The organism is Sulfuritalea hydrogenivorans sk43H, assembly GCF_000828635.1.
GTDB classification, from domain to species: Bacteria; Pseudomonadota; Gammaproteobacteria; order Burkholderiales; family Rhodocyclaceae; genus Sulfuritalea; species Sulfuritalea hydrogenivorans.
This window is the reverse complement of record NZ_AP012547.1, coordinates 2,340,756-2,358,034: the sequence shown is the minus strand read 5'-3', so window position 1 is coordinate 2,358,034 and position 17,279 is coordinate 2,340,756. Positions and strand designations below refer to the sequence as shown.

Below are 17,279 nucleotides of genomic sequence, written 5' to 3'. Positions count from 1 at the left end.
TGCTTCACCGGCAGGCAGCCGCCTGCCGGCGCCGGTAGAAGAACGGCGGACCCGACATGGCACTGCTCGAAATCCGCAACCTAACGCGCCGCTTCGGTTCGCTCGAAGCGGTGAAGGACGTTTCCATCGCCATCGAGCAGGGAGAATTCTTCACTCTGCTCGGGCCTTCGGGCTGCGGCAAGACCACCATCCTGCGCATGATCGCCGGCTTCGACGAACCGGACGAAGGCGAGATATTGCTCGACGGCCAATCGCTGGCCGGCGTGCCGCCGGAAAAACGCCCGCTGCATACCGTGTTCCAGAGCTACGCGCTGTTTCCGCACATGACGGTGGCAGGCAACATCGCCTTCCCGCTGGAGATGGCCGGAAAGTCGGCGCCGGAGATACGGCGTCGCGTCGGCGAAACCCTGGCCCTGGTGCATCTCGAAGACAAGGCCGACAGCTTTCCCCACGAACTCTCCGGCGGCCAGAAGCAGCGCGTGGCGCTGGCGCGCGGCCTGGTCAACCAGCCGCGCCTGTTGCTGCTCGATGAGCCGCTGGGCGCGCTCGACGCCAAGCTGCGTGTCGAAATGCAGATCGAACTGATCGCACTGCAGCGCGAAGTCGGCATCACTTTCATCTTCGTCACGCATTCGCAGCAGGAGGCGCTGGCCCTGTCGCATCGCATCGCCGTGATGAAGGACGGCCGCATCGAGCAATGCGACGAGCCGGACCAGCTCTACACCCAGCCCGCCAACCGCTTCGTCGCCGACTTCATCGGCAAGATCAACCTGCTCGACGTCGAAGTGACGTCGTCGAGCAAGGTGCTGCTCGGCCTGCATGCGGAAGGCCTCGGCGACATCGCCGCCACCGACCCGCGCCCGATCGCAGTGGGCGAGCGCGGCGCCTTTGCCCTGCGCCCGGAACTGATCCGCGTCTTCGGCCACAAGGAATCCGCCGACCTGAAAAACAGCTTCGAGGGCGTGGTGCGCGAACTGCTGTATCTGGGCGATGTCACGCTGTACAAGGTCGAGCTGGCCAACGGTCGCGTGATAGAGGCACTGATGCCCAACGCCGCGCCGGGCCGCGCCAAGTTCCACGAAGTCGGCGACGCCGTCACCGTCTGCTGGCGGCATGACGCCGGCGTGTACCTCAGAAGCTAGCGAGGCCGCCTGTGTCCGCACCGAGAAGCCAGCCGGCGGGCCTGACCAAGTGGATCGTCACGCTGCCGCCCACGCTGTTCCTGCTCGCCTTCTTCCTCGTCCCGGCGCTGATCGTGGTGGTCGCCGGCTTTCGCGAAACCGGCGAGTTCGGCGGCCTCGCGCCCATCGACAGCCTCGCCGCGCTGACGCTGGATGCCTACCGCTTCCTCGGCGGCGACGTCATCTACCTCGAAATCTTCGCCCGTTCCTTTCTGGTCGCCGCGCTGACCACGCTGCTCTGCATCGTGCTCGCCTACCCGCTGGCCTGGCTGATCGCGCGAAGCCCCAGGCAGCGCCGCGACTTTTTGGTGCTGCTGGTGATCCTGCCCTTCGCCAGCAATTTCCTGGTGCGCATCTATGCCTGGATCATGCTGCTGGGCCCGGTCAACCTGCTGTACACGCCCTTCGCCGTGATTGTCGGCATGGTCTATGCGCACCTGCCCTTCATGGTGCTGCCGCTCTACACCAACCTCGAAAAACATGATCCAGCCCTGCTCGAAGCCGCGCAGGACCTCGGCGCCAATGCCTGGACGCGCTTCTGGCGCGTGACCTTTCCGCTCTCGCTGCCCGGCATCTTCTCCGGTTCGGCGCTGGTCTTCATCCCCGTGCTGGGCATGTTCGCCGTGCCGGAACTGCTCGGCGGCACCGGCGACATCCTGATCGGCAACCTGATCAAGGAACAGTTCCTGGAAAACCGCGACTGGCCGCTCGGCTCGGCGCTGTCGATCATGCTAACGGCCTGCGTGCTGGCGCTGGCGGGGCTCACCGCCTGGGCCTCGAAGCGAGGGCTGCACGGGACGGAGGCGGTTTCGTGAAGTTGCCAAAGGCATTTTGTCCGCAGATTTCGCAGATTGACGCAGATGGATCGGCGCGCTGCCTGGCCCATGCGCGTCGTCTGGCGGGAAAGTTCCGGATGCAGGTCACTCCGCAGCCCTCTCGGCATAATCTGCGTAATCTGCGGATAGAAGCCGGGTTTCCGTTATGAACTCATCCCGCTTCTGGCTCTGGACCGCCTCGCTCGCTACCTACGCCTTCCTCTACATTCCGCTGGCGGTGGTGGTGCTGTTCTCCTTCAACGACTCGGTGCTCAACGCCGAGTGGGTCGGCTTCACCACGCGCTGGTACACCAAGCTGCTGCACGACGACGACATGCTGCACGCCGCCGCCAACTCGCTGCTGATCGCGCTGGTCTCCAGCAGCGTGTCGACCCTGCTCGGCGCCATGGCGGGGCTGTCCATGCACCGCTACCGCCCGCGCTGGCTGCCCTTCCTGGTGCTGACGCCGGTGGCGATGCCGGAAATCCTGCTCGGCGTGTCCTTGCTGCTGTTCTTCCGCCAGGTGCTCGATCTGTCGCTGGGCCTGTTCTCGATCCTCGCCGCGCACATTACCTTCAGCATCGGCTTCGTCGCCGTGATCGTGCGCGCGCGCCTGGCCGGCATGGACGAAAGCATCTTCGAGGCGGCGCGCGACCTCGGCGCCACGCCCTGGGCCACCTTCCGTCGCGTCACGCTGCCGCTGATCATGCCGGCACTGGTGGCCGGCTTCCTGATGGCCTTCACGCTCTCGATCGACGATTTCGTCATCACCTTCTTCGTCGCCGGCGTCGGCGTGAATACGCTGCCGCTGCAGATCTACTCGATGATCAAGGTCGCCATCACGCCCGAGGTCAATGCCGTATCCACGCTGCTGATGGCGCTGACCCTGACGCTGATCCTGGTAGCGTCGCGCCTCGCGCCCGATGTGCTGAAGGCGCGCCAGTGAAATCGCCGCACCGCCAGCGCCGACTTCTGGCCTTCGTTCTATCGGCGCTGCTGCTGGCGAGCCTGCCGGCCCGGGCGATCGACACGCTCTACCTCTACAACTGGAACAACTACATTTCCGAAGACACGGTGCAGCGCTTCGAGGCCCACTGCAAATGCCGGCTCAAGCAGGACTACTACTCCGACAACGAGGAAATGCTGGCCAAGCTGGAAGCCGGCGCCGTCGGCTACGACGTGCTGGTGCCCACCGGCAATGCCGTCGAATCGCTGGTGCGGCGCAAGGCCCTGCGCGAGATCGACAAGGCGAAGCTGCCGAACTTGCGCAACGTCAAGCGCGAATTCCTCGACACCTGGTTCGATCCGGGCAACCGCCATTCGGTGCCCTACGCCACATCCGTCACGCTGCTCGGATTCAATATCGACAAGATGAAGGAGCTGGACCTGCCCACCGACAGCTGGGCGCTGATTTTCGAGCCGCAGCACCTGAAGAAGCTCAAGGGCCGCGTCACCGTACTCAACAGCCAGCGCGAACTCATGGCGGCGGCGATGAAATACCTCGGCTACTCCGTGCAGGACCACGACCCCGCCAAGTGGGAACAAGCCAAGCGCCTGATCCTGCGCGCCAAGCCTTGGTGGACGGCGTTTTCCAACAGCACCTACATCAAGGATCTGGCCATCGGCACCATCTGGGTCGCCCACGGCTACTCGAACGACATGTTCCGCGCACAGCAGGACGCGGCGGCGGCCAAGCGTCCCTTCCAGATAGGCTTCGCCACGCCGAAGGAGGGCGCGGTGCTGGCGGTGGACAACTTCGTGCTGCACAAGACCGGCCGCCGGCCCGATCTCGCGCACCAGTTCATCGACTTCATGCTCGAAGGCGAAAACGCCGCCGACGTCTCCAACCTGATCGGCGCCGGCAACCCCAACGCCGCCGCGACCGCCCACATCCGCCCCGAGATCGCCGCCAACCCCGGCATCTTTCCCCCGCCGGCCGAATTGCAGCGCCTGGAAATGCTGCGCGACTTCGATCCGAAACTGCGCCGCAGCCTGTCGCGGATGTGGACGGAAATTAAAGTGCGATAGACGCAAATCGCCGTATCGCCAGCGCCGACTCGTTCTGCGCTTTTTCCTTTAGTACCAATGACATAAAAATGCGCCAAAGGTGCTGCGGTGCATATTGACGTGGCATTGGAATGCGCTCGTAATGTGCAGAGCAACTCCTGTCACGATCTTTTCGCAAGGGTGGAAGGCTGGATGCTCGGCAGAAATCGATGCCATGTCTAAGCGACAGGATGTTTCAGTCATGAAACGGACATCTTTCAGAACCAAGGAATCAACCTCTATCAGGTCACACGGAGTTGTTCCCATCCACTCACGGCGAAGGAGGTAGAAATGAACATCAAGCTGCTGATGATTTCCATTCCTGCGATCGGCTTGGCTGCATGCTCTGCGTTTACGCCACCAAAAGAGAAGCCGGTAATCGAAGACCACGTAGGTGATCGTATCGGCACTTTGGCGACTACTGCCGAGCGGCGAATGGTGTTGGTCGACCTCAAGAAGGATCACTTCTGCGCCGAGCCGTCGCCGGATGTTGCCGAGGCGATCAACAGTTCCATTCGAGCCGCCGCCGAAGCCAGCGCGAAGGCGACTAGCGGAAACGAAGCCAGGATCAGCGGCGAGATAGCGAAAACTTTGGCGACGTCGATCAATACCCTGTTCGTCAGGACGCAGGGCATCCAGTTGTTCCGTGATGGTTCCTTCGCCTTGTGCCAGGCCCGAATGAACGGTGATATCAAGGACAACGCGTACGCCACCAGATTCGATGCGTTGCTGGAGAAGGCCGTCGAACTGATCAAGGCCGAGTTGCCGCTGGTTGCGCAAAGGCTTACGCAGCAAATGATCAGCTCGGCACAGACGGCGGCTGGTGACGCCAAAGCCTCGGCGGATGCTGCGGCCAAGAGCGCCGATGCGGCAAAGGCATCTGCAGACGCGGCCGGCAAGGCAACTACGAAGTAATTTTCGCAAACAAGCGAAAGACGTCGTGGTGGGGCAATCGAGATGCTCGACTTCCCGGTTGCCCCGGCCGCTAAATTTGCAAATCAAGTGTTGGCTGTCGACTGAATCGGGAGGGCCAAATGAAATGCATCGCCTACAACGACGGGTACAAGTATCAGCTCAAGGAGGCGTATGCGGTCGCCATCGACATCACGCCGGCCACCGCGATCGACACGGAATACATCGATCTCGACACGGCGGGGAACCTGACCATCGCCAAAGGCTATGCCTGGGACGGCCCTTCAGGGCCGACCATCGACACGCTGAGCTTCATGCGCGGGTCACTGATCCACGATGCGCTGTACCAGTTGATGCGGGAAAGCCACCTCGACCACAACATCTATCGGGAACCGGCAGACCGCGTTTTGCAGAAAATCTGCAAGGAGGACGGCATGTGGTCGGTACGGGCGTGGTGGGTGTATCACGGTGTCCGCCTCTTCGCCGACCCGGCGGCCGATCCGGCTGACAAAAGGCCGGTGATCAGGGCGCCGGAGGGTTGTGAGCCCTGACGTCCAACGCTATCTACAGCACCCTTGGGAGAAAGCCATGCGAATCCTTGCATTCCTGTTAGTTCTGGTTGGCCTTTCGGCATCGCCGGCAATGGCGGCACCGGAGTTTTTTGGAGAATTTCGCGATCCGCTCGAAGGGCGATTCGTAGACGCGCAGCCGCGGCCGATGTTCAAGCTGGCGGCCCAGTTCCGCTTTGTCGATCCGAACGGGCTGCTCTGGATCGTGCCGCCCGGCAAGGAAGTGGATGGCGCGTCGATTCCCCAGGCCTTCTGGTCGTTCATTGGCGGGCCATTCGAGGGGGCCTACATCAAGGCGTCGGTGATCCACGATCACTATTGCAACGAGAAGAGCCGGACCGAGCACGACACGCACCGCAATTTCTACTACGGGATGCGGGCAAACGGCGTCGAGGAGTGGAAGGCCAAGTTCATGTACTGGGCGGTGGCGACCTTCGGCCCCAAATGGAAGCTGGACAAGCGCGTCGCACAGAATTTGAAATGCAATCCGATGGGCGACAAGATATTTTGTTCCGGGCTGCCCGAGGTCAAGCTGACGATATCGTCGCTGCCGACGATCGATCTCAACGATCCCGATACGCTGGCCCTGGCGCTGAGCAAGGCGTCCACCGTCGCGCGTTCGCTGAAGACGAGCAACGGCAAGGTGCTGGACATCTCTGCCAGCGGTCAAGTGGGCGCATCGCTGGACGACATCGCCAAGAATGCGGACCAGTACCGCTCAGTCTTTTCCACCAAGGATTATGGCAAGAGTGCCGCGAAGCTCGGGGTGCTTTCGCAATGGAATGTTTCGGGGCTCGATCAGGTCAAGGCTTGGGACAATAGCGAAATGCCGCGGTATAACGCAGCGGTCGTGCTGACGCCTGATACGGTGAAAAAGGTTCAGTCTGGAAAGTATTTCAAGCTGGATGCAAACAGCGGGGCGCTTCTTGGCGATCAGCTCGATCTGAAGTCGCTGGAAATCAAGTCGGGACACTCGAGATAGCCGGCCTCGTCTTTCTCGTCGGGACATACCAACACACGGACTGCCATGCCAAGCGATATTGAGGCCTTCCTTCAAACCGTCAATCTCGCCCGCTTTCGCGGCCAGGCCGAGGGGCACTACGAGAGTTTTTTCCTTCGGGCCAATCATCCGGCGCGCCCGCTGGGGTTCTGGATTCGCTACACGATCTTCTGCCCCAAGGGCCATGCCGGGGATGCGGTTGGTGAACTCTGGGCCGTCTTCTTCGATGGCGAAACCGGCCGGCATGCCGTCGCAAAACAGGAATATCCGTTGGCCGACTGCCTGTTCGACATCTCAAGGTTCGGCGTTCGGGTCGGCGCGGCGACGCTCGGTCCGCATCGTTTGCAGGGGGTCGTCGCGAGCAAGGGACAAGCATTGGCCTGGGACCTGGCATTAGAAGGCAGGGCCACGCCCGTCCTGCTGTTGCCCTTCAAGCTTTACCAGGGCGGGTTTCCCGCGGCGAAGAGCCTGGTCAGTTTGCCGCTGGCGCGCTTCAGTGGCGGCTTGTCGGTCAATGGCGCAGCGATCGACGTGACGGGTTGGGTCGGCAGCCAGAACCATAACTGGGGCCGCCGCCACACCGATCTGTATGCCTGGGGCCAGGTGGCGGGCTTCGATGCGCACCCCGACAGTTTTCTGGAGGTAGCGACGGCGCGCTTGCGCATCGGTCCCTTCTGGACACCGCCGCTGACGCCGCTGGTGCTGCGCCACCGGCAAAGGGAATACGCGCTCACCGGCTTGCTGCAGGGGCTTCGGGCGCGCGGTTCCTTCGATTACTTCAATTGGAAGTTCACGTCGGAAACGGCGGAGGTCGTCATCGACGGGGTGATTTCGGCGCCGCGCGATGCGTTTGTCGGCCTCGCCTATCGCAACCCGCCCGGCGGCGTCAAACATTGCCTTAACAGCAAGATCGCGCGTTGCACGCTTCGCTTCCACGACAAACGGGCCGGCATCAGCGAGTCGCTGGAGGCGACGAATCGTGCCGCCTTCGAGATACTGACCAGCGATCCCGACCACGGCGTCGCAATTTCCGCCTAGGCGCCGAACGGCGCGCGCGAATCGCCGTACCGCCGGCGCCGACTCCTGATTTGCAACGGATTCTCCGTCCCGGGTTGTCGTTCAATCCACTTACCCGCAGAATACGGCCGTGCGGCGGCATTCTCGGCTGCGTCGCCGGGCGCCGGCGACGGTATCGTATTTTCTGGAAGAGCAAAAATGGCAGTGGTTTGGACCAGCGACCTCGAAACGGGGATCGAGGCAATCGACCAGCAGCACAGGAAGATTGTCGATTGCATCAACCAGTTGGAGGTCGCCATCGAGCAGAAGGATTCGGCCTCGGTCGGGCGGGTGCTCGATTCCGTGGAGGAGTATTGCCGTTCCCACTTTCCTTTCGAGGAAGACCTGCAGGTCAGGGTCGGGTACAAGCACGCCAAGTCGCACAAGGCGGTGCATGACGTGTTCGTCAAGCGCGTGGGGAAGTATCGGGACCGGCACATCGCCGGCGAGGATGTCGCCAGGCAATTCCACGACATGCTCAGCACCTGGCTGGTGCTGCACATCAAGCGGGAAGACAAGGGCTTCGTACCCGATGTGAAGCGCAGCATCGGTGGCATGGTCAAGGGCGACGCGGGAGAGGACTGGCTGAGTCGTTCGGTTGCCGGGTTCTTCGGCAAGGGCCGCTGAGCGCTCCGGCGTTCTGTTCGATCAGGGGCGTTCGCGGGGAAAGCGCCGTATCGCCGGCGCCGACTTTTCAGGCTGCTTTCAGTGCGACGCGCGGTGACGGCCTAGAGGCGCCAGGCCAGCAGTTCGTCGGCGGCGCGCAGGCGGGCCGAGACTACCTTGGCGATGTTGCGATAGACCTTGAGGCCGATCTCGGGCCGCGCATTGATGATCTGGTCGTTGATGCGGACCAGCACGCAATCGGTGTCGGCGATGACGCTGGCGCTGCGCGCTTCGTTGTCGGCCAGGGCCATTTCGCCGAAGCTGTCGGCGGCCGCCAGGCGCGCCAGTTCCACTTCGCCGCCGCGCCCGTTCTTGAGCACGCGCGCTTCGCCGTTGAGGATGATGTACATGTGGGTGCCGACATTGCCTTCCTTGACGATGTAGGCGCCGGGCACGAAGGTGCATTTTTCGGAACTGCCGAGCAGGTCGCTGATTTCGGCGGGGGTGAGTCCCTGGAAGGCCTTGACGTGTTCGGACAGCTTGAACAGCAGCCGCTGCAGGTCGGTGAAGGTGAATTGTTCGCGAATCCAGCTCATGGCGGAATCATACCTGAAGCACGGTCAGGAGGTCCTGTTCCAGCCTGACCAGCGTGGCGGTTTGCGCCAGTTCCCGGCCGCTGATGAGGAACACGTCCTCGACGCGTTCGCCGAGGGTGGCGATCTTGGCGGTGTGCAGGGTGATGCCATGCTGGCTGAGGACGCGGGCAATGGCGTAGAGCAGGCCCGGCCGGTCGGCGGCGCTGATCGCCATCAGGTACTGGTTGCCGCGCTCGTCGGCGCGGATATCGACTTCCGGCGTCACCGGGAAGTGGCGCACCAGTCGCGACAGGCGTCCGCCGAACCCCGCCGGCAGGGGCGGCTGCTGCGTGAGCTGTTCGGTGATGTCGTGCTCGATCAGGCCGATCATGTCGCGATAGGCCAGCGTCGAATCGAAGGCGAAGACGACGAAGCTGTCCAGCGCGTAGCCGTGGCGCGTGGTGTGGATCTTGGCGTCGACGATGCTGTAGCCCAGCCGCGCGAAGAAGCCGCAGAGTCGCGCGAACAGCAGGGGCTGGTCCTTGGCATAGACCATCACCTGGAGGCCGTCGCCCATCGGATTGAGGCGCGCGCGCACCACCGGCTCGGGGCTTGAAGGGCGATGGTAGAGGGTGCGCGTATGCCAGGCGATTTCCTCGGCGGTATGGCGCATGAAATAGCCGGTGTCGAGCTGGCTCCAGAGTTCGAGTTCGACGTCGGGACGCAGGCCGTGGTAGCGCAGGATGCCGCGCGCCTCTTCCTGCCGTTCGGAGACGCCGGTGAGCTGGAGCACCGCGGTGCCCTTGAGGACACCCGCCGTCATGCGGAACAGGTCTTCGAGCAGCTTGCCCTTCCAGGCGTTCCACACCTTCGGGCTGGTGCCGCGGATGTCGGCGACGGTAAGCAGATAGAGCGCGGTGAGGCGACGGATGTCGCCCACCTTGCGGGCAAAGGCGAGGATGACGTCGGGATCGGCGAGATCCTGCTTCTGCGCCACTTGCGACATGGTCAGGTGGTGTTCGACGAGGAATACCACCAGCGCGGTGTCTTCCTCGCTGACGCCGTGGTCGCGGCAGAAGCGCGCGGCGTCCTTCTTGCCGAGTTGCGAGTGGTCGCCGCCGCGGCCCTTGGCGATGTCGTGGAACAGGGCGGCGACATACAGCAGCCAGCGCTTCTCGAAGCCCGCCATCAGGCGCGAGCAGAACGGGTACTCGTGGGCGAATTCGGGCATGGCGAAGCGCCGCAGGTTGCGCATCACCTGCAGGATGTGCTGGTCGACGGTATAGACATGGAACAGGTCGTGCTGCATCTGGCCGACGATCTGGCCGAAGGCCGGCAGGTAGCGGCCGAGGATGTCGTACTGGTTCATGCGCCGCAGCGGGTGGATCAGGTGGTTCTGCTGGAACAGCTTGAGGAACAGCGCGCGGTTTTCCGGATCGCGGCGAAAGGCGGCGTCGACGCGGTCCTGGGCGCGCCACAGGGCGCGCAGGGTGCGCGGCGTCATGCCCTTGAGCTCGGAGCGCTGCATCTGCAGCAGGAAGCATTCGAGGATGGCGCGCGGATGGCGCTGGAAGACGTCTTCGGTGCGTACGTCGAGCTGTTCGCGCACCATCTGGAAGTGGGCGTCGATGATGATCGGCGGGCCTTCGCGCGCCGGCAGCAGGCGGTCGCTCAGCACCTGCATCACCAGCGAGTTGAGCTGCGTGACCAGCTTGGCGTTCTGGTAGTAGCGCTGCATCAGCACTTCGGAGGCGCGCTTGGCATCGGTCGGATGGACGCCCATCGCCGCGGCGAGCTTTTCCTGGTGGTCGAACAGCAGCCTGTCTTCGCGGCGCCCGGTCAGCAGGTGCAGTTCGATGCGCAGGTCGCGCAGGAACTGGTCGGCGCTTTCCAGCTGGCGCACTTCGGACGTGGTGATGAGTTTGGCCTTGGCCAGCGCTTTCCAGTCTTCGCCGATGCCGGCGGCGCGCGCCACCCAGCGGATTACCTGCAGGTCGCGGCGGCCGCCGGGACTTTCCTTGCAGTTGGGTTCGAGGCTGTAGGGCGTGTCGTTGAACCTGGCATAGCGTTCCGCCTGTTCCAGTTGCTTGGCCCTGAAGAACGCGGCGGGTTCCAGCGCGGCGTTGTAGCTCTGCTCGAAATCGTCGAAGAGAGCGCGCGAGCCGGCCAGGTAGCGGGCTTCGAGCAGCGCGGTCTTGACCGTGATGTCGCGCTCGGCCTCGTCCAGACAGTGGTCGATGGTGCGCACGCTGTGGCCGATGTCGAGCCCGATGTCCCACAGCAGGCCGACCAGTTGCTCAAGTTGCGGCGCGGTCCCTGATTCGCAGGCAATGCCGAGTTCGTCCGGCACCAGGATCAGCAGGTCGACGTCGGAGCCGGGGTAGAGCGCGCCGCGGCCGTAGCCGCCGACCGCGGCCAGGGCGCAGGTGGCAGGCATGTCCAGCGCGTTCCAGACTTCCCGCAGGGCGTTATCGACCAGCGCCGCGCGGCCGCGAAGCAGGGCCACGCCGTCCTTCTTTTCCCGCCAGGCGGCGGTCAGCGCCTGCTGCCCTTCGCCCAGGCGTCGGCGCGCATCGGCCGCCAGTTCGCGCAGTTCGCTCATGGATTCAAAAGGCGTCGGGCTTGGCGAGGACGCTCAGGGCGTGATGCGGATGTGGGCCGGGCAGGGTGGCGCACCGGCGGACATCGTCATCACCTCGACGCCGGTTTCGGTAACGCAGACGGTGTGTTCGAACTGGGCGGAAAGGCTGCGGTCCTTGGTGACGATGGTCCAGCCGTCCGGCAGTTCGGAAATGGCCGCCTTGCCGGCGTTGATCATCGGTTCGATGGTGAATACCATGCCGGGCACCAGCAGCGGGCCGTCGCTGGCCTTGCCGTAGTGCAGCACCTGGGGTTCTTCGTGGAAATTGCGGCCGATGCCGTGACCGCAGAATTCGCGCACCACGGAAAATCCCGCGCCTTCGGCGTGCTTCTGGATCGCATTGCCGACCGCGCCCAGATGCACGCCGGGCTTGACCTGCGCGATGCCGACCCACATGCATTCGTGCGTCATCGATACCAGCCGTTTGGCGAGGATCGAGGTTTCGCCGACGCAGTAGGTGCGGCTGGTGTCGCCGTGCCAGCCGTCCTTGATGGTGGTGATGTCGAGGTTGACGATGTCGCCCTTCTTCAGCGCGCGGTCGTTGGGCACGCCATGGCAGACCTGATGGTTGACCGAGGCGCAGATCGATTTGGGATAGGGCGCGTAACCGGGCGGCGCGTAGTTGAGCGGCGCCGGAATGCAGCCCTGCACGTCGACCATGTAGTCGTGGCAGAGCTTGTCGAGAGCGGCGGTGGTGATGCCCGGTTTGACGAAGGGCTCGATGTAGTCGAGGACCTCGCCCGCCAGGCGACAGGCGACCCGCATCTCGGCGATGTCCTGGGCGGTTTTTATTGAAATGGCCATGAAAGCGGGGCGGGATTGGGGAAGGACATTTTACCCGCAGGCCGCTTGCCGCACGCCCGCCGCATCAGAAAAACAGGCGCGAGCCCTTCCTGTAAAACTCCACGGAATAGGCCACCTGCCCTTGCGGATATTCCTTGGTCACGATCGACTTGCCCTCGACCTGGTAGGCCAGGTCTTCGGACAGCCTGCCGCAGGCGGTGGTCGTTCCTTCCATCAGGCGGCTGCCGGGGTAGGCGTTGAGCATCAGGTGGTAGGGCGGACAGGCGGCGCACATGCGCACCGAGCCGACAATCGGCGAGCCGATGATGGTGAGGTCGCCGACGATCGGCGTCAGGTAGCAGGGGCCGGCATCGACGCCGATCGACAGCCCGATTCCCGCGGGTTCGTTACGCATGTTGGCGACAAAGGCCGGGTAGTAGTAGGTGCGGAAGTTATCCATCACCGAACAGCAGAAATCGAGCACCGTATCCATGCGCTCGGTGAATGCGTCCTCCACCAGCCAGTAGCAGATGAAGCCATCCCCGGTGAATTTGTCGAACCAGCCGCCGTGGTAGTGCAATACGGTGCGGAACTCGGCGACGAAATCGTCGAGAATCTTGGCGTACTGCGGGATGTCGATCGATTCCTTGAGGACGCAGGATGAGCGGCGGATATCCACCGTCAGCACGATGGCCTCGATTGCCGCGGTTTCGCTGATCGCCTTCCTGATCGCCGGCGAGACATTGGTCCGGGTCGGGTCGAAGCGGTCAAGCGGGGCGTGGCTCAGAAACTGGTTCTCGACTTCCAGAATGTCTGCGGCGAGACGATTCATGGCAAAAAGGCTCACGGACTTGGTCTCCTCAATGTCGAATTGCCGGAGGGACTCGAACCCGCCCCGCGTCGATCGACTTATATCGTATGTCATAGTCTAGCCTGATTTTGGGAGAGCTGTGTCGCTTTCAGTCCGGAAAGTGAGCATCTCTCGGGTCGTCGAAGCCGCTTTTGCGGCTTGTGCCACACTGCGCAAGCCGTTATAATTGCGCGCTTGTCCGGGGTGGTCCCGGGCAAAATCCACACGCCCGGCGCCGATAGGGTGGCTTCCCGCGGGAAATCAGCGCGAAGCAGCACGGCCAGGCGGAGGTTCAACCCATATCGGAGATAGTTCTATGAGCACTACCATGCGCCAGATGCTGGAGGCGGGAGTTCACTTCGGCCACCAGACCCGTTTCTGGAACCCCAAGATGGCCCCGTACATTTTCGGCCATCGCAACAAGATCCACATCATCAACCTCGAAAAGACCCTGGCCAAGTACCAGGAGGCGATCGCCTTCGTCCGCAAGATGGCGGCCAAGAAGGGCACCATCCTGTTCGTCAGCACCAAGCGCCAGGCGCGCGAAATCATCGCCGAGGAAGCCCAGCGTTGCGGCATGCCCTATGTCGATGACCGCTGGCTGGGCGGCATGATGACCAACTTCAAGACCCTGAAGCTGTCCGTCAAGCGCCTCAAGGATCTGGAAACCGCCATGGCCGAAGGCAACTTCGAGAAGCTGTCGAAGAAGGAAGCCCTGACGTTGCAGCGCGAAATGGACAAGCTGAAGAAGTCCATCGGCGGCATCAAGGACATGGGCGGCCTGCCCGACGCGATCTTCATCATCGACGTCGGCTACCACAAGATCGCCATCACCGAAGCCGGCAAGCTCGGCATCCCGGTGATCGGCGTGGTCGATACCAACCATTCCCCGGAAGGCGTGAGCTACGTGATCCCGGGCAACGACGACTCCTCCGGCGCGATCCGCCTCTACGCCCGCGGCATGGCCGATGCCATCCTCGAAGGCAAGAGCCAGGGCATCAACGAAGTGGTGCAGCAACTCGCCGGCGACGACGAGTTCGTCGAAGTCGAGGACGCCGCGGAGTAACGGCAACCCGCCGCGGCGCCAGCGGCGCTGCGGTGCGGGTCATCAGGCTGCCCGCGCCGCCGCGCCCGCCGTGGCAAGTGATTCACTGAATTTGGAGCAAAGCAATGGCGGAAATCACCGCAAGCATGGTCAAGGAATTGCGCGAGAAGACCGACGCGCCGATGATGGAATGCAAGAAGGCGCTGACCGAAGCGGCCGGCGACATGGCGAAGGCCGAGGAGATCCTGCGCGTCAAGCTGGGCAACAAGGCCAGCAAGGCGGCAACCCGTGTCGCCGCGGAGGGCGTGGTGGCGATCCACATCGCCGCCGACGGCAAGCTGGGCAGCATTTTCGAAATCAACAGCGAGACCGACTTCGTCGCCAAGAACGACGAGTTCCTCAAGCTGGCCGCCGACTGCGCGCGCCTGGTGGCGGAAAAGAATCCGGCCGACGTCGCCGCGCTGTCGGCCCTGCCGATGGGCGAGGGCACGGTCGAATCCACCCGTTCCGCGCTGGTGGGCAAGATCGGCGAGAACATGAGCATCCGCCGCTTCGTGCGCGTTGCGGCCAAGGGCAAGTTGACTTCCTACATCCACGGCGGCTCGAAGATCGGCGTGCTGGTCGATGTGGTCGGCGGCGACGAGCAACTGGCGAAGGACCTGGCGATGCACATCGCCGCCTCGAAGCCGAAGTCGCTGGATTCGTCGGGCGTGTCGGCGGATCTGCTGGACATGGAGCGCCGCATCGCCATCGAGAAGGCGCGCGAAGCCGGCAAGCCGGAAGCCATGCTGGAAAAGATCGCCGAAGGCACGGTGCAGAAGTACCTGAAGGATGTGACCCTGCTGGGCCAGGTGTTTGTCAAGGCCGAGGACGGCAAGCAGACCATCGAGCAGCTGCTGAAGGCCAAGGGTGCATCGGTGGCCGGCTTCACGCTGTTCATCGTCGGCGAGGGCATCGAGAAGAAGGTCAATGACTTCGCCGCCGAAGTGGCCGCGCAAGCGGCTGCGGCTGCCGGCAACAAGTAAAGGCAAGACGCAACGATGACTGCGCCGAAATTCCGCCGCATCCTGCTCAAGCTGTCGGGCGAGGCGCTGATGGGGGACGATGCCTACGGCATCAACCCGGCGATGCTCGGCAGCATCGTGGCGGAAATCAAGTCGGTCACCGATCTCGGTGTCGAACTCGGTGTGGTCATCGGCGGCGGCAACATCTTTCGCGGCGTGGGCGGCACTGCCACCGGCATGGATCGCGCCACGGCCGATTACATGGGCATGCTGGCGACGGTGATGAACGCCATGGCGCTGTCGGATGCCATGCGCCAGGCGGGCATCAACGCGCGCGTGCAGTCGGCGCTGAACATCGAGCAGGTGGTCGAGCCCTACATCCGTGGCAAGGCGATCCGTTACCTCGAAGAAGGCAAGGTGGTGATTTTCGGCGCCGGCACCGGCAACCCGTTCTTCACCACCGATACCGCGGCGGCGCTGCGCGGCTCGGAGATCGGCGCCGAGATGGTGCTCAAGGCGACCAAGGTCGACGGCATCTACACCGCCGATCCGAAGAAGGACCCGCAGGCGACCCGCTTCGCCCGCATCAGTTTCGACGAGGCGATCGGCCGCAACCTGGCGGTGATGGATGCCACGGCGTTCGCCCTGTGCCGCGACCAGAAGCTGCCGATCAACGTGTTCTCGATCTTCAAGACCGGTGCCCTGAAGCGCGTGGTGATGGGCGAGGACGAGGGCACACTGGTTCACGTTTAGAACTTTAGGAGTGGGGCATGATTCCCGAGCTGAAGAAGGCTTCTGAACAGAAAATGCAGAAAAGCCTCGAGTCGCTGAAAGCCGACCTTGGCAAGGTGCGCACCGGCCGTGCGCATACCGGCATCCTCGATCACGTGCAGGTGGATTACTACGGATCGATGGTAGCGATCACCCAGGTGGCCAACATCACCTTGATCGACGCCCGCACCATTGGCGTGCAGCCCTGGGAAAAGCCCATGGTGGCCAAGGTCGAAAAGGCGATTCGCGATTCGGATCTGGGACTCAACCCCGCGTCGCAAGGCGAACTGATCCGCGTGCCGATGCCGGCCCTGACCGAAGAACGGCGCCGCGACCTGATCAAGGTGATCAAGCACGAAGGTGAGAACGCCAAGGTGGCAATCCGCAACCTGCGCCGCGATGCGATCTCTCATCTGAAGGACGCGCTGAAGAAAAAGGAAATCTCCGAGGACGACGAGCGCCGTGCCCTCGATGACATGCAGCGGCTTACGGATCGCTACGTCGCCGAAGTGGATCGGGCGCTGGCGGACAAAGAGAAAGACCTGATGGCGATCTGAGGATCGGGAATCAGAACCTGGCGGCAGCGGAGGGGGAGGCATGGCAGGAAAATTCACCAGCTCGACGCAGGCAATTCCCGATGTGGCGGATGTGCCGCGCCACATTGCCATCATCATGGATGGCAACGGCCGCTGGGCCAAGAAGCGCTTCCTGCCTCGCGTCGCGGGACACAAGCGCGGCGTCGAGACCGTGCGGGCGATGGTCAAGGCCTGCATTGCGCGCGGCGTCGAATACCTCACCCTGTTTGCGTTTTCATCGGAAAACTGGCGCCGCCCGGCCGAGGAAGTGTCCTTCCTCATGAATCTTTTCATCAGTGCCTTGCAGGGTGAAATAGGCAAGCTTCACGCCAACGGCGTTCGTCTCAAGGTGGTCGGCGATCTTTCCGCCTTCGAGCCTCGCCTGGTGGCGCTGATTCGCGAAGGCGAGGCGAAGACCGCCAACAACACGCGCCTGACGCTGACCATCGCGGCCAACTATGGCGGCCGCTGGGACATCCTGCAAGCCATGAACCAGCTGGCGCTGGCGCATCCGGAAAAGGCCGGTTGCTACGGCGAGGCCGACCTTGCGCCGCATCTGATGATGGCTTACGCGCCGGAGCCCGATCTCTTCATCCGCACCGGCGGCGAGCAGCGCATCAGCAACTTCCTGCTCTGGCAACTGGCTTACAGCGAGTTCCATTTCACCGAGACCCTGTGGCCCGATTTCGACGATGCGGCGCTGGATGCCTCGATTGCGTCGTATCGCCGGCGCGAGCGCCGTTTCGGGCGTACCAGCGAGCAACTCGGCGAGCAGTCGGGCAAGCCGCTCGCCGTACCGCCAGCGCCGACTCAGGCCGTGCCAGCCACCGACCACGATGCTTAAGACGCG

18 protein-coding genes are annotated in these 17,279 nt (G+C 63.3%); 14 read left to right on the top strand and 4 right to left on the bottom strand.

All coding sequences use genetic code 11. The features are described 5' to 3' along the window. The first annotated feature begins 56 nt into the window (after positions 1-56). The 9 genes from SUTH_RS11385 (at position 57) to SUTH_RS11345 (ending at position 8,206) form a co-directional block, all read left to right on the top strand. Positions 57-1,142, top strand: coding sequence for an ABC transporter ATP-binding protein (locus SUTH_RS11385; protein ID WP_041099358.1), 1,086 nt, complete (start codon positions 57-59; stop codon positions 1,140-1,142). 11 nt (positions 1,143-1,153) lie between these two features. Then, entirely contained in the window at positions 1,154-1,996 is an 843-nt protein-coding gene (locus SUTH_RS11380) for an ABC transporter permease (protein ID WP_041099356.1), read from the top strand. A gap of 166 nt (positions 1,997-2,162) precedes the next feature. Further along, positions 2,163-2,942 carry an ABC transporter permease gene (locus SUTH_RS11375; protein WP_041099354.1) on the top strand — a complete coding sequence of 260 codons (780 nt, stop codon included), beginning with the start codon at positions 2,163-2,165 and terminating at the stop codon, positions 2,940-2,942. Beyond that, a complete protein-coding gene (locus tag SUTH_RS11370) occupies positions 2,939-4,024 on the top strand; it encodes a polyamine ABC transporter substrate-binding protein (RefSeq protein WP_052473562.1) in 1,086 nt (361 codons plus the stop codon). The genes SUTH_RS11375 and SUTH_RS11370 overlap by 4 nt, the downstream gene beginning before the upstream one ends. A gap of 309 nt (positions 4,025-4,333) precedes the next feature. Continuing rightward, positions 4,334-4,957 (top strand): hypothetical protein, encoded by a 624-nt coding sequence (locus tag SUTH_RS11365; protein WP_041099353.1) that lies wholly within the window; start codon positions 4,334-4,336, stop codon positions 4,955-4,957. Positions 4,958-5,076: 119 nt separating this feature from the next. Continuing rightward, positions 5,077-5,505 carry a DUF1353 domain-containing protein gene (locus SUTH_RS11360; RefSeq protein ID WP_041099351.1) on the top strand — a complete coding sequence of 143 codons (429 nt, stop codon included), beginning with the start codon at positions 5,077-5,079 and terminating at the stop codon, positions 5,503-5,505. A 37-nt stretch (positions 5,506-5,542) separates the two neighbouring features. Further along, complete coding sequence (locus SUTH_RS11355; RefSeq protein ID WP_052473561.1) at positions 5,543-6,505, top strand: DUF1353 domain-containing protein; 963 nt, start codon at positions 5,543-5,545, stop codon at positions 6,503-6,505. Between the two features lie 45 nt (positions 6,506-6,550). Next, positions 6,551-7,561: a hypothetical protein gene (locus SUTH_RS11350; RefSeq protein ID WP_041099349.1), complete on the top strand. Its 1,011-nt coding sequence runs from the start codon at positions 6,551-6,553 to the stop codon at positions 7,559-7,561. A gap of 177 nt (positions 7,562-7,738) precedes the next feature. Next, positions 7,739-8,206, top strand: a complete 468-nt coding sequence (locus SUTH_RS11345) for a bacteriohemerythrin (protein WP_041099347.1) — start codon at positions 7,739-7,741, stop codon at positions 8,204-8,206. 101 nt (positions 8,207-8,307) lie between these two features. On the opposite strand, the gene SUTH_RS11340 is transcribed toward SUTH_RS11345, so the two are convergent. The 4 genes from SUTH_RS11340 to SUTH_RS11325 all read right to left on the bottom strand — a co-directional run bounded on the left by SUTH_RS11340 (position 8,308) and on the right by SUTH_RS11325 (position 13,016). Next, a complete protein-coding gene (locus SUTH_RS11340) occupies positions 8,308-8,781 on the bottom strand; it encodes a cyclic nucleotide-binding domain-containing protein (protein ID WP_052473560.1) in 474 nt (157 codons plus the stop codon). 7 nt (positions 8,782-8,788) lie between these two features. Then, on the bottom strand, positions 8,789-11,362 hold the full coding sequence (locus SUTH_RS11335; protein WP_041099345.1) for a [protein-PII] uridylyltransferase: 2,574 nt from the start codon (positions 11,360-11,362) through the stop codon (positions 8,789-8,791). 33 nt (positions 11,363-11,395) lie between these two features. Beyond that, a complete protein-coding gene (gene map / locus SUTH_RS11330; RefSeq protein ID WP_041099343.1) occupies positions 11,396-12,205 on the bottom strand; it encodes a type I methionyl aminopeptidase in 810 nt (269 codons plus the stop codon). A gap of 64 nt (positions 12,206-12,269) precedes the next feature. Next, complete coding sequence (locus SUTH_RS11325; RefSeq protein ID WP_041099341.1) at positions 12,270-13,016, bottom strand: adenylate/guanylate cyclase domain-containing protein; 747 nt, start codon at positions 13,014-13,016, stop codon at positions 12,270-12,272. 334 nt (positions 13,017-13,350) lie between these two features. Here SUTH_RS11325 and rpsB point away from each other — a divergent pair, with 334 nt between their 5' ends. From rpsB to uppS, 5 genes are all read left to right on the top strand, one after another. After that, a complete protein-coding gene (gene rpsB, locus SUTH_RS11320) occupies positions 13,351-14,100 on the top strand; it encodes a 30S ribosomal protein S2 (protein WP_041099339.1) in 750 nt (249 codons plus the stop codon). 104 nt (positions 14,101-14,204) lie between these two features. Further along, positions 14,205-15,104 (top strand): translation elongation factor Ts, encoded by a 900-nt coding sequence (gene tsf / locus SUTH_RS11315; protein WP_041099337.1) that lies wholly within the window; start codon positions 14,205-14,207, stop codon positions 15,102-15,104. Between the two features lie 15 nt (positions 15,105-15,119). Further along, complete coding sequence (gene pyrH, locus SUTH_RS11310; protein WP_041099335.1) at positions 15,120-15,836, top strand: UMP kinase; 717 nt, start codon at positions 15,120-15,122, stop codon at positions 15,834-15,836. 17 nt (positions 15,837-15,853) lie between these two features. After that, complete coding sequence (gene frr, locus SUTH_RS11305) at positions 15,854-16,411, top strand: ribosome recycling factor (RefSeq protein ID WP_041099333.1); 558 nt, start codon at positions 15,854-15,856, stop codon at positions 16,409-16,411. Between the two features lie 40 nt (positions 16,412-16,451). Continuing rightward, on the top strand, positions 16,452-17,273 hold the full coding sequence (gene uppS, locus SUTH_RS11300; RefSeq protein ID WP_041099332.1) for a polyprenyl diphosphate synthase: 822 nt from the start codon (positions 16,452-16,454) through the stop codon (positions 17,271-17,273). Positions 17,274-17,279 lie beyond the last annotated feature (6 nt).

What these genes read in the sequence shown, in the direction of transcription:
- SUTH_RS11385 (WP_041099358.1), top strand. Translation starts at nt 57, where the DNA reads ATGGCACTGCTCGAAATCCGCAACCTAACGCGCCGCTTCGGTTCGCTC.
- SUTH_RS11375 (WP_041099354.1), top strand. Translation starts at nt 2,163, where the DNA reads ATGAACTCATCCCGCTTCTGGCTCTGGACCGCCTCGCTCGCTACCTAC.
- SUTH_RS11365 (WP_041099353.1), top strand. Translation starts at nt 4,334, where the DNA reads ATGAACATCAAGCTGCTGATGATTTCCATTCCTGCGATCGGCTTGGCT.
- SUTH_RS11360 (WP_041099351.1), top strand. Translation starts at nt 5,077, where the DNA reads ATGAAATGCATCGCCTACAACGACGGGTACAAGTATCAGCTCAAGGAG.
- SUTH_RS11355 (WP_052473561.1), top strand. Translation starts at nt 5,543, where the DNA reads ATGCGAATCCTTGCATTCCTGTTAGTTCTGGTTGGCCTTTCGGCATCG.
- SUTH_RS11350 (WP_041099349.1), top strand. Translation starts at nt 6,551, where the DNA reads ATGCCAAGCGATATTGAGGCCTTCCTTCAAACCGTCAATCTCGCCCGC.
- SUTH_RS11345 (WP_041099347.1), top strand. Translation starts at nt 7,739, where the DNA reads ATGGCAGTGGTTTGGACCAGCGACCTCGAAACGGGGATCGAGGCAATC.
- SUTH_RS11340 (WP_052473560.1), bottom strand. Translation starts at nt 8,781, where the DNA reads ATGAGCTGGATTCGCGAACAATTCACCTTCACCGACCTGCAGCGGCTG.
- SUTH_RS11335 (WP_041099345.1), bottom strand. Translation starts at nt 11,362, where the DNA reads ATGAGCGAACTGCGCGAACTGGCGGCCGATGCGCGCCGACGCCTGGGC.
- map (WP_041099343.1), bottom strand. Translation starts at nt 12,205, where the DNA reads ATGGCCATTTCAATAAAAACCGCCCAGGACATCGCCGAGATGCGGGTC.
- SUTH_RS11325 (WP_041099341.1), bottom strand. Translation starts at nt 13,016, where the DNA reads ATGAATCGTCTCGCCGCAGACATTCTGGAAGTCGAGAACCAGTTTCTG.
- rpsB (WP_041099339.1), top strand. Translation starts at nt 13,351, where the DNA reads ATGAGCACTACCATGCGCCAGATGCTGGAGGCGGGAGTTCACTTCGGC.
- tsf (WP_041099337.1), top strand. Translation starts at nt 14,205, where the DNA reads ATGGCGGAAATCACCGCAAGCATGGTCAAGGAATTGCGCGAGAAGACC.
- pyrH (WP_041099335.1), top strand. Translation starts at nt 15,120, where the DNA reads ATGACTGCGCCGAAATTCCGCCGCATCCTGCTCAAGCTGTCGGGCGAG.
- frr (WP_041099333.1), top strand. Translation starts at nt 15,854, where the DNA reads ATGATTCCCGAGCTGAAGAAGGCTTCTGAACAGAAAATGCAGAAAAGC.
- uppS (WP_041099332.1), top strand. Translation starts at nt 16,452, where the DNA reads ATGGCAGGAAAATTCACCAGCTCGACGCAGGCAATTCCCGATGTGGCG.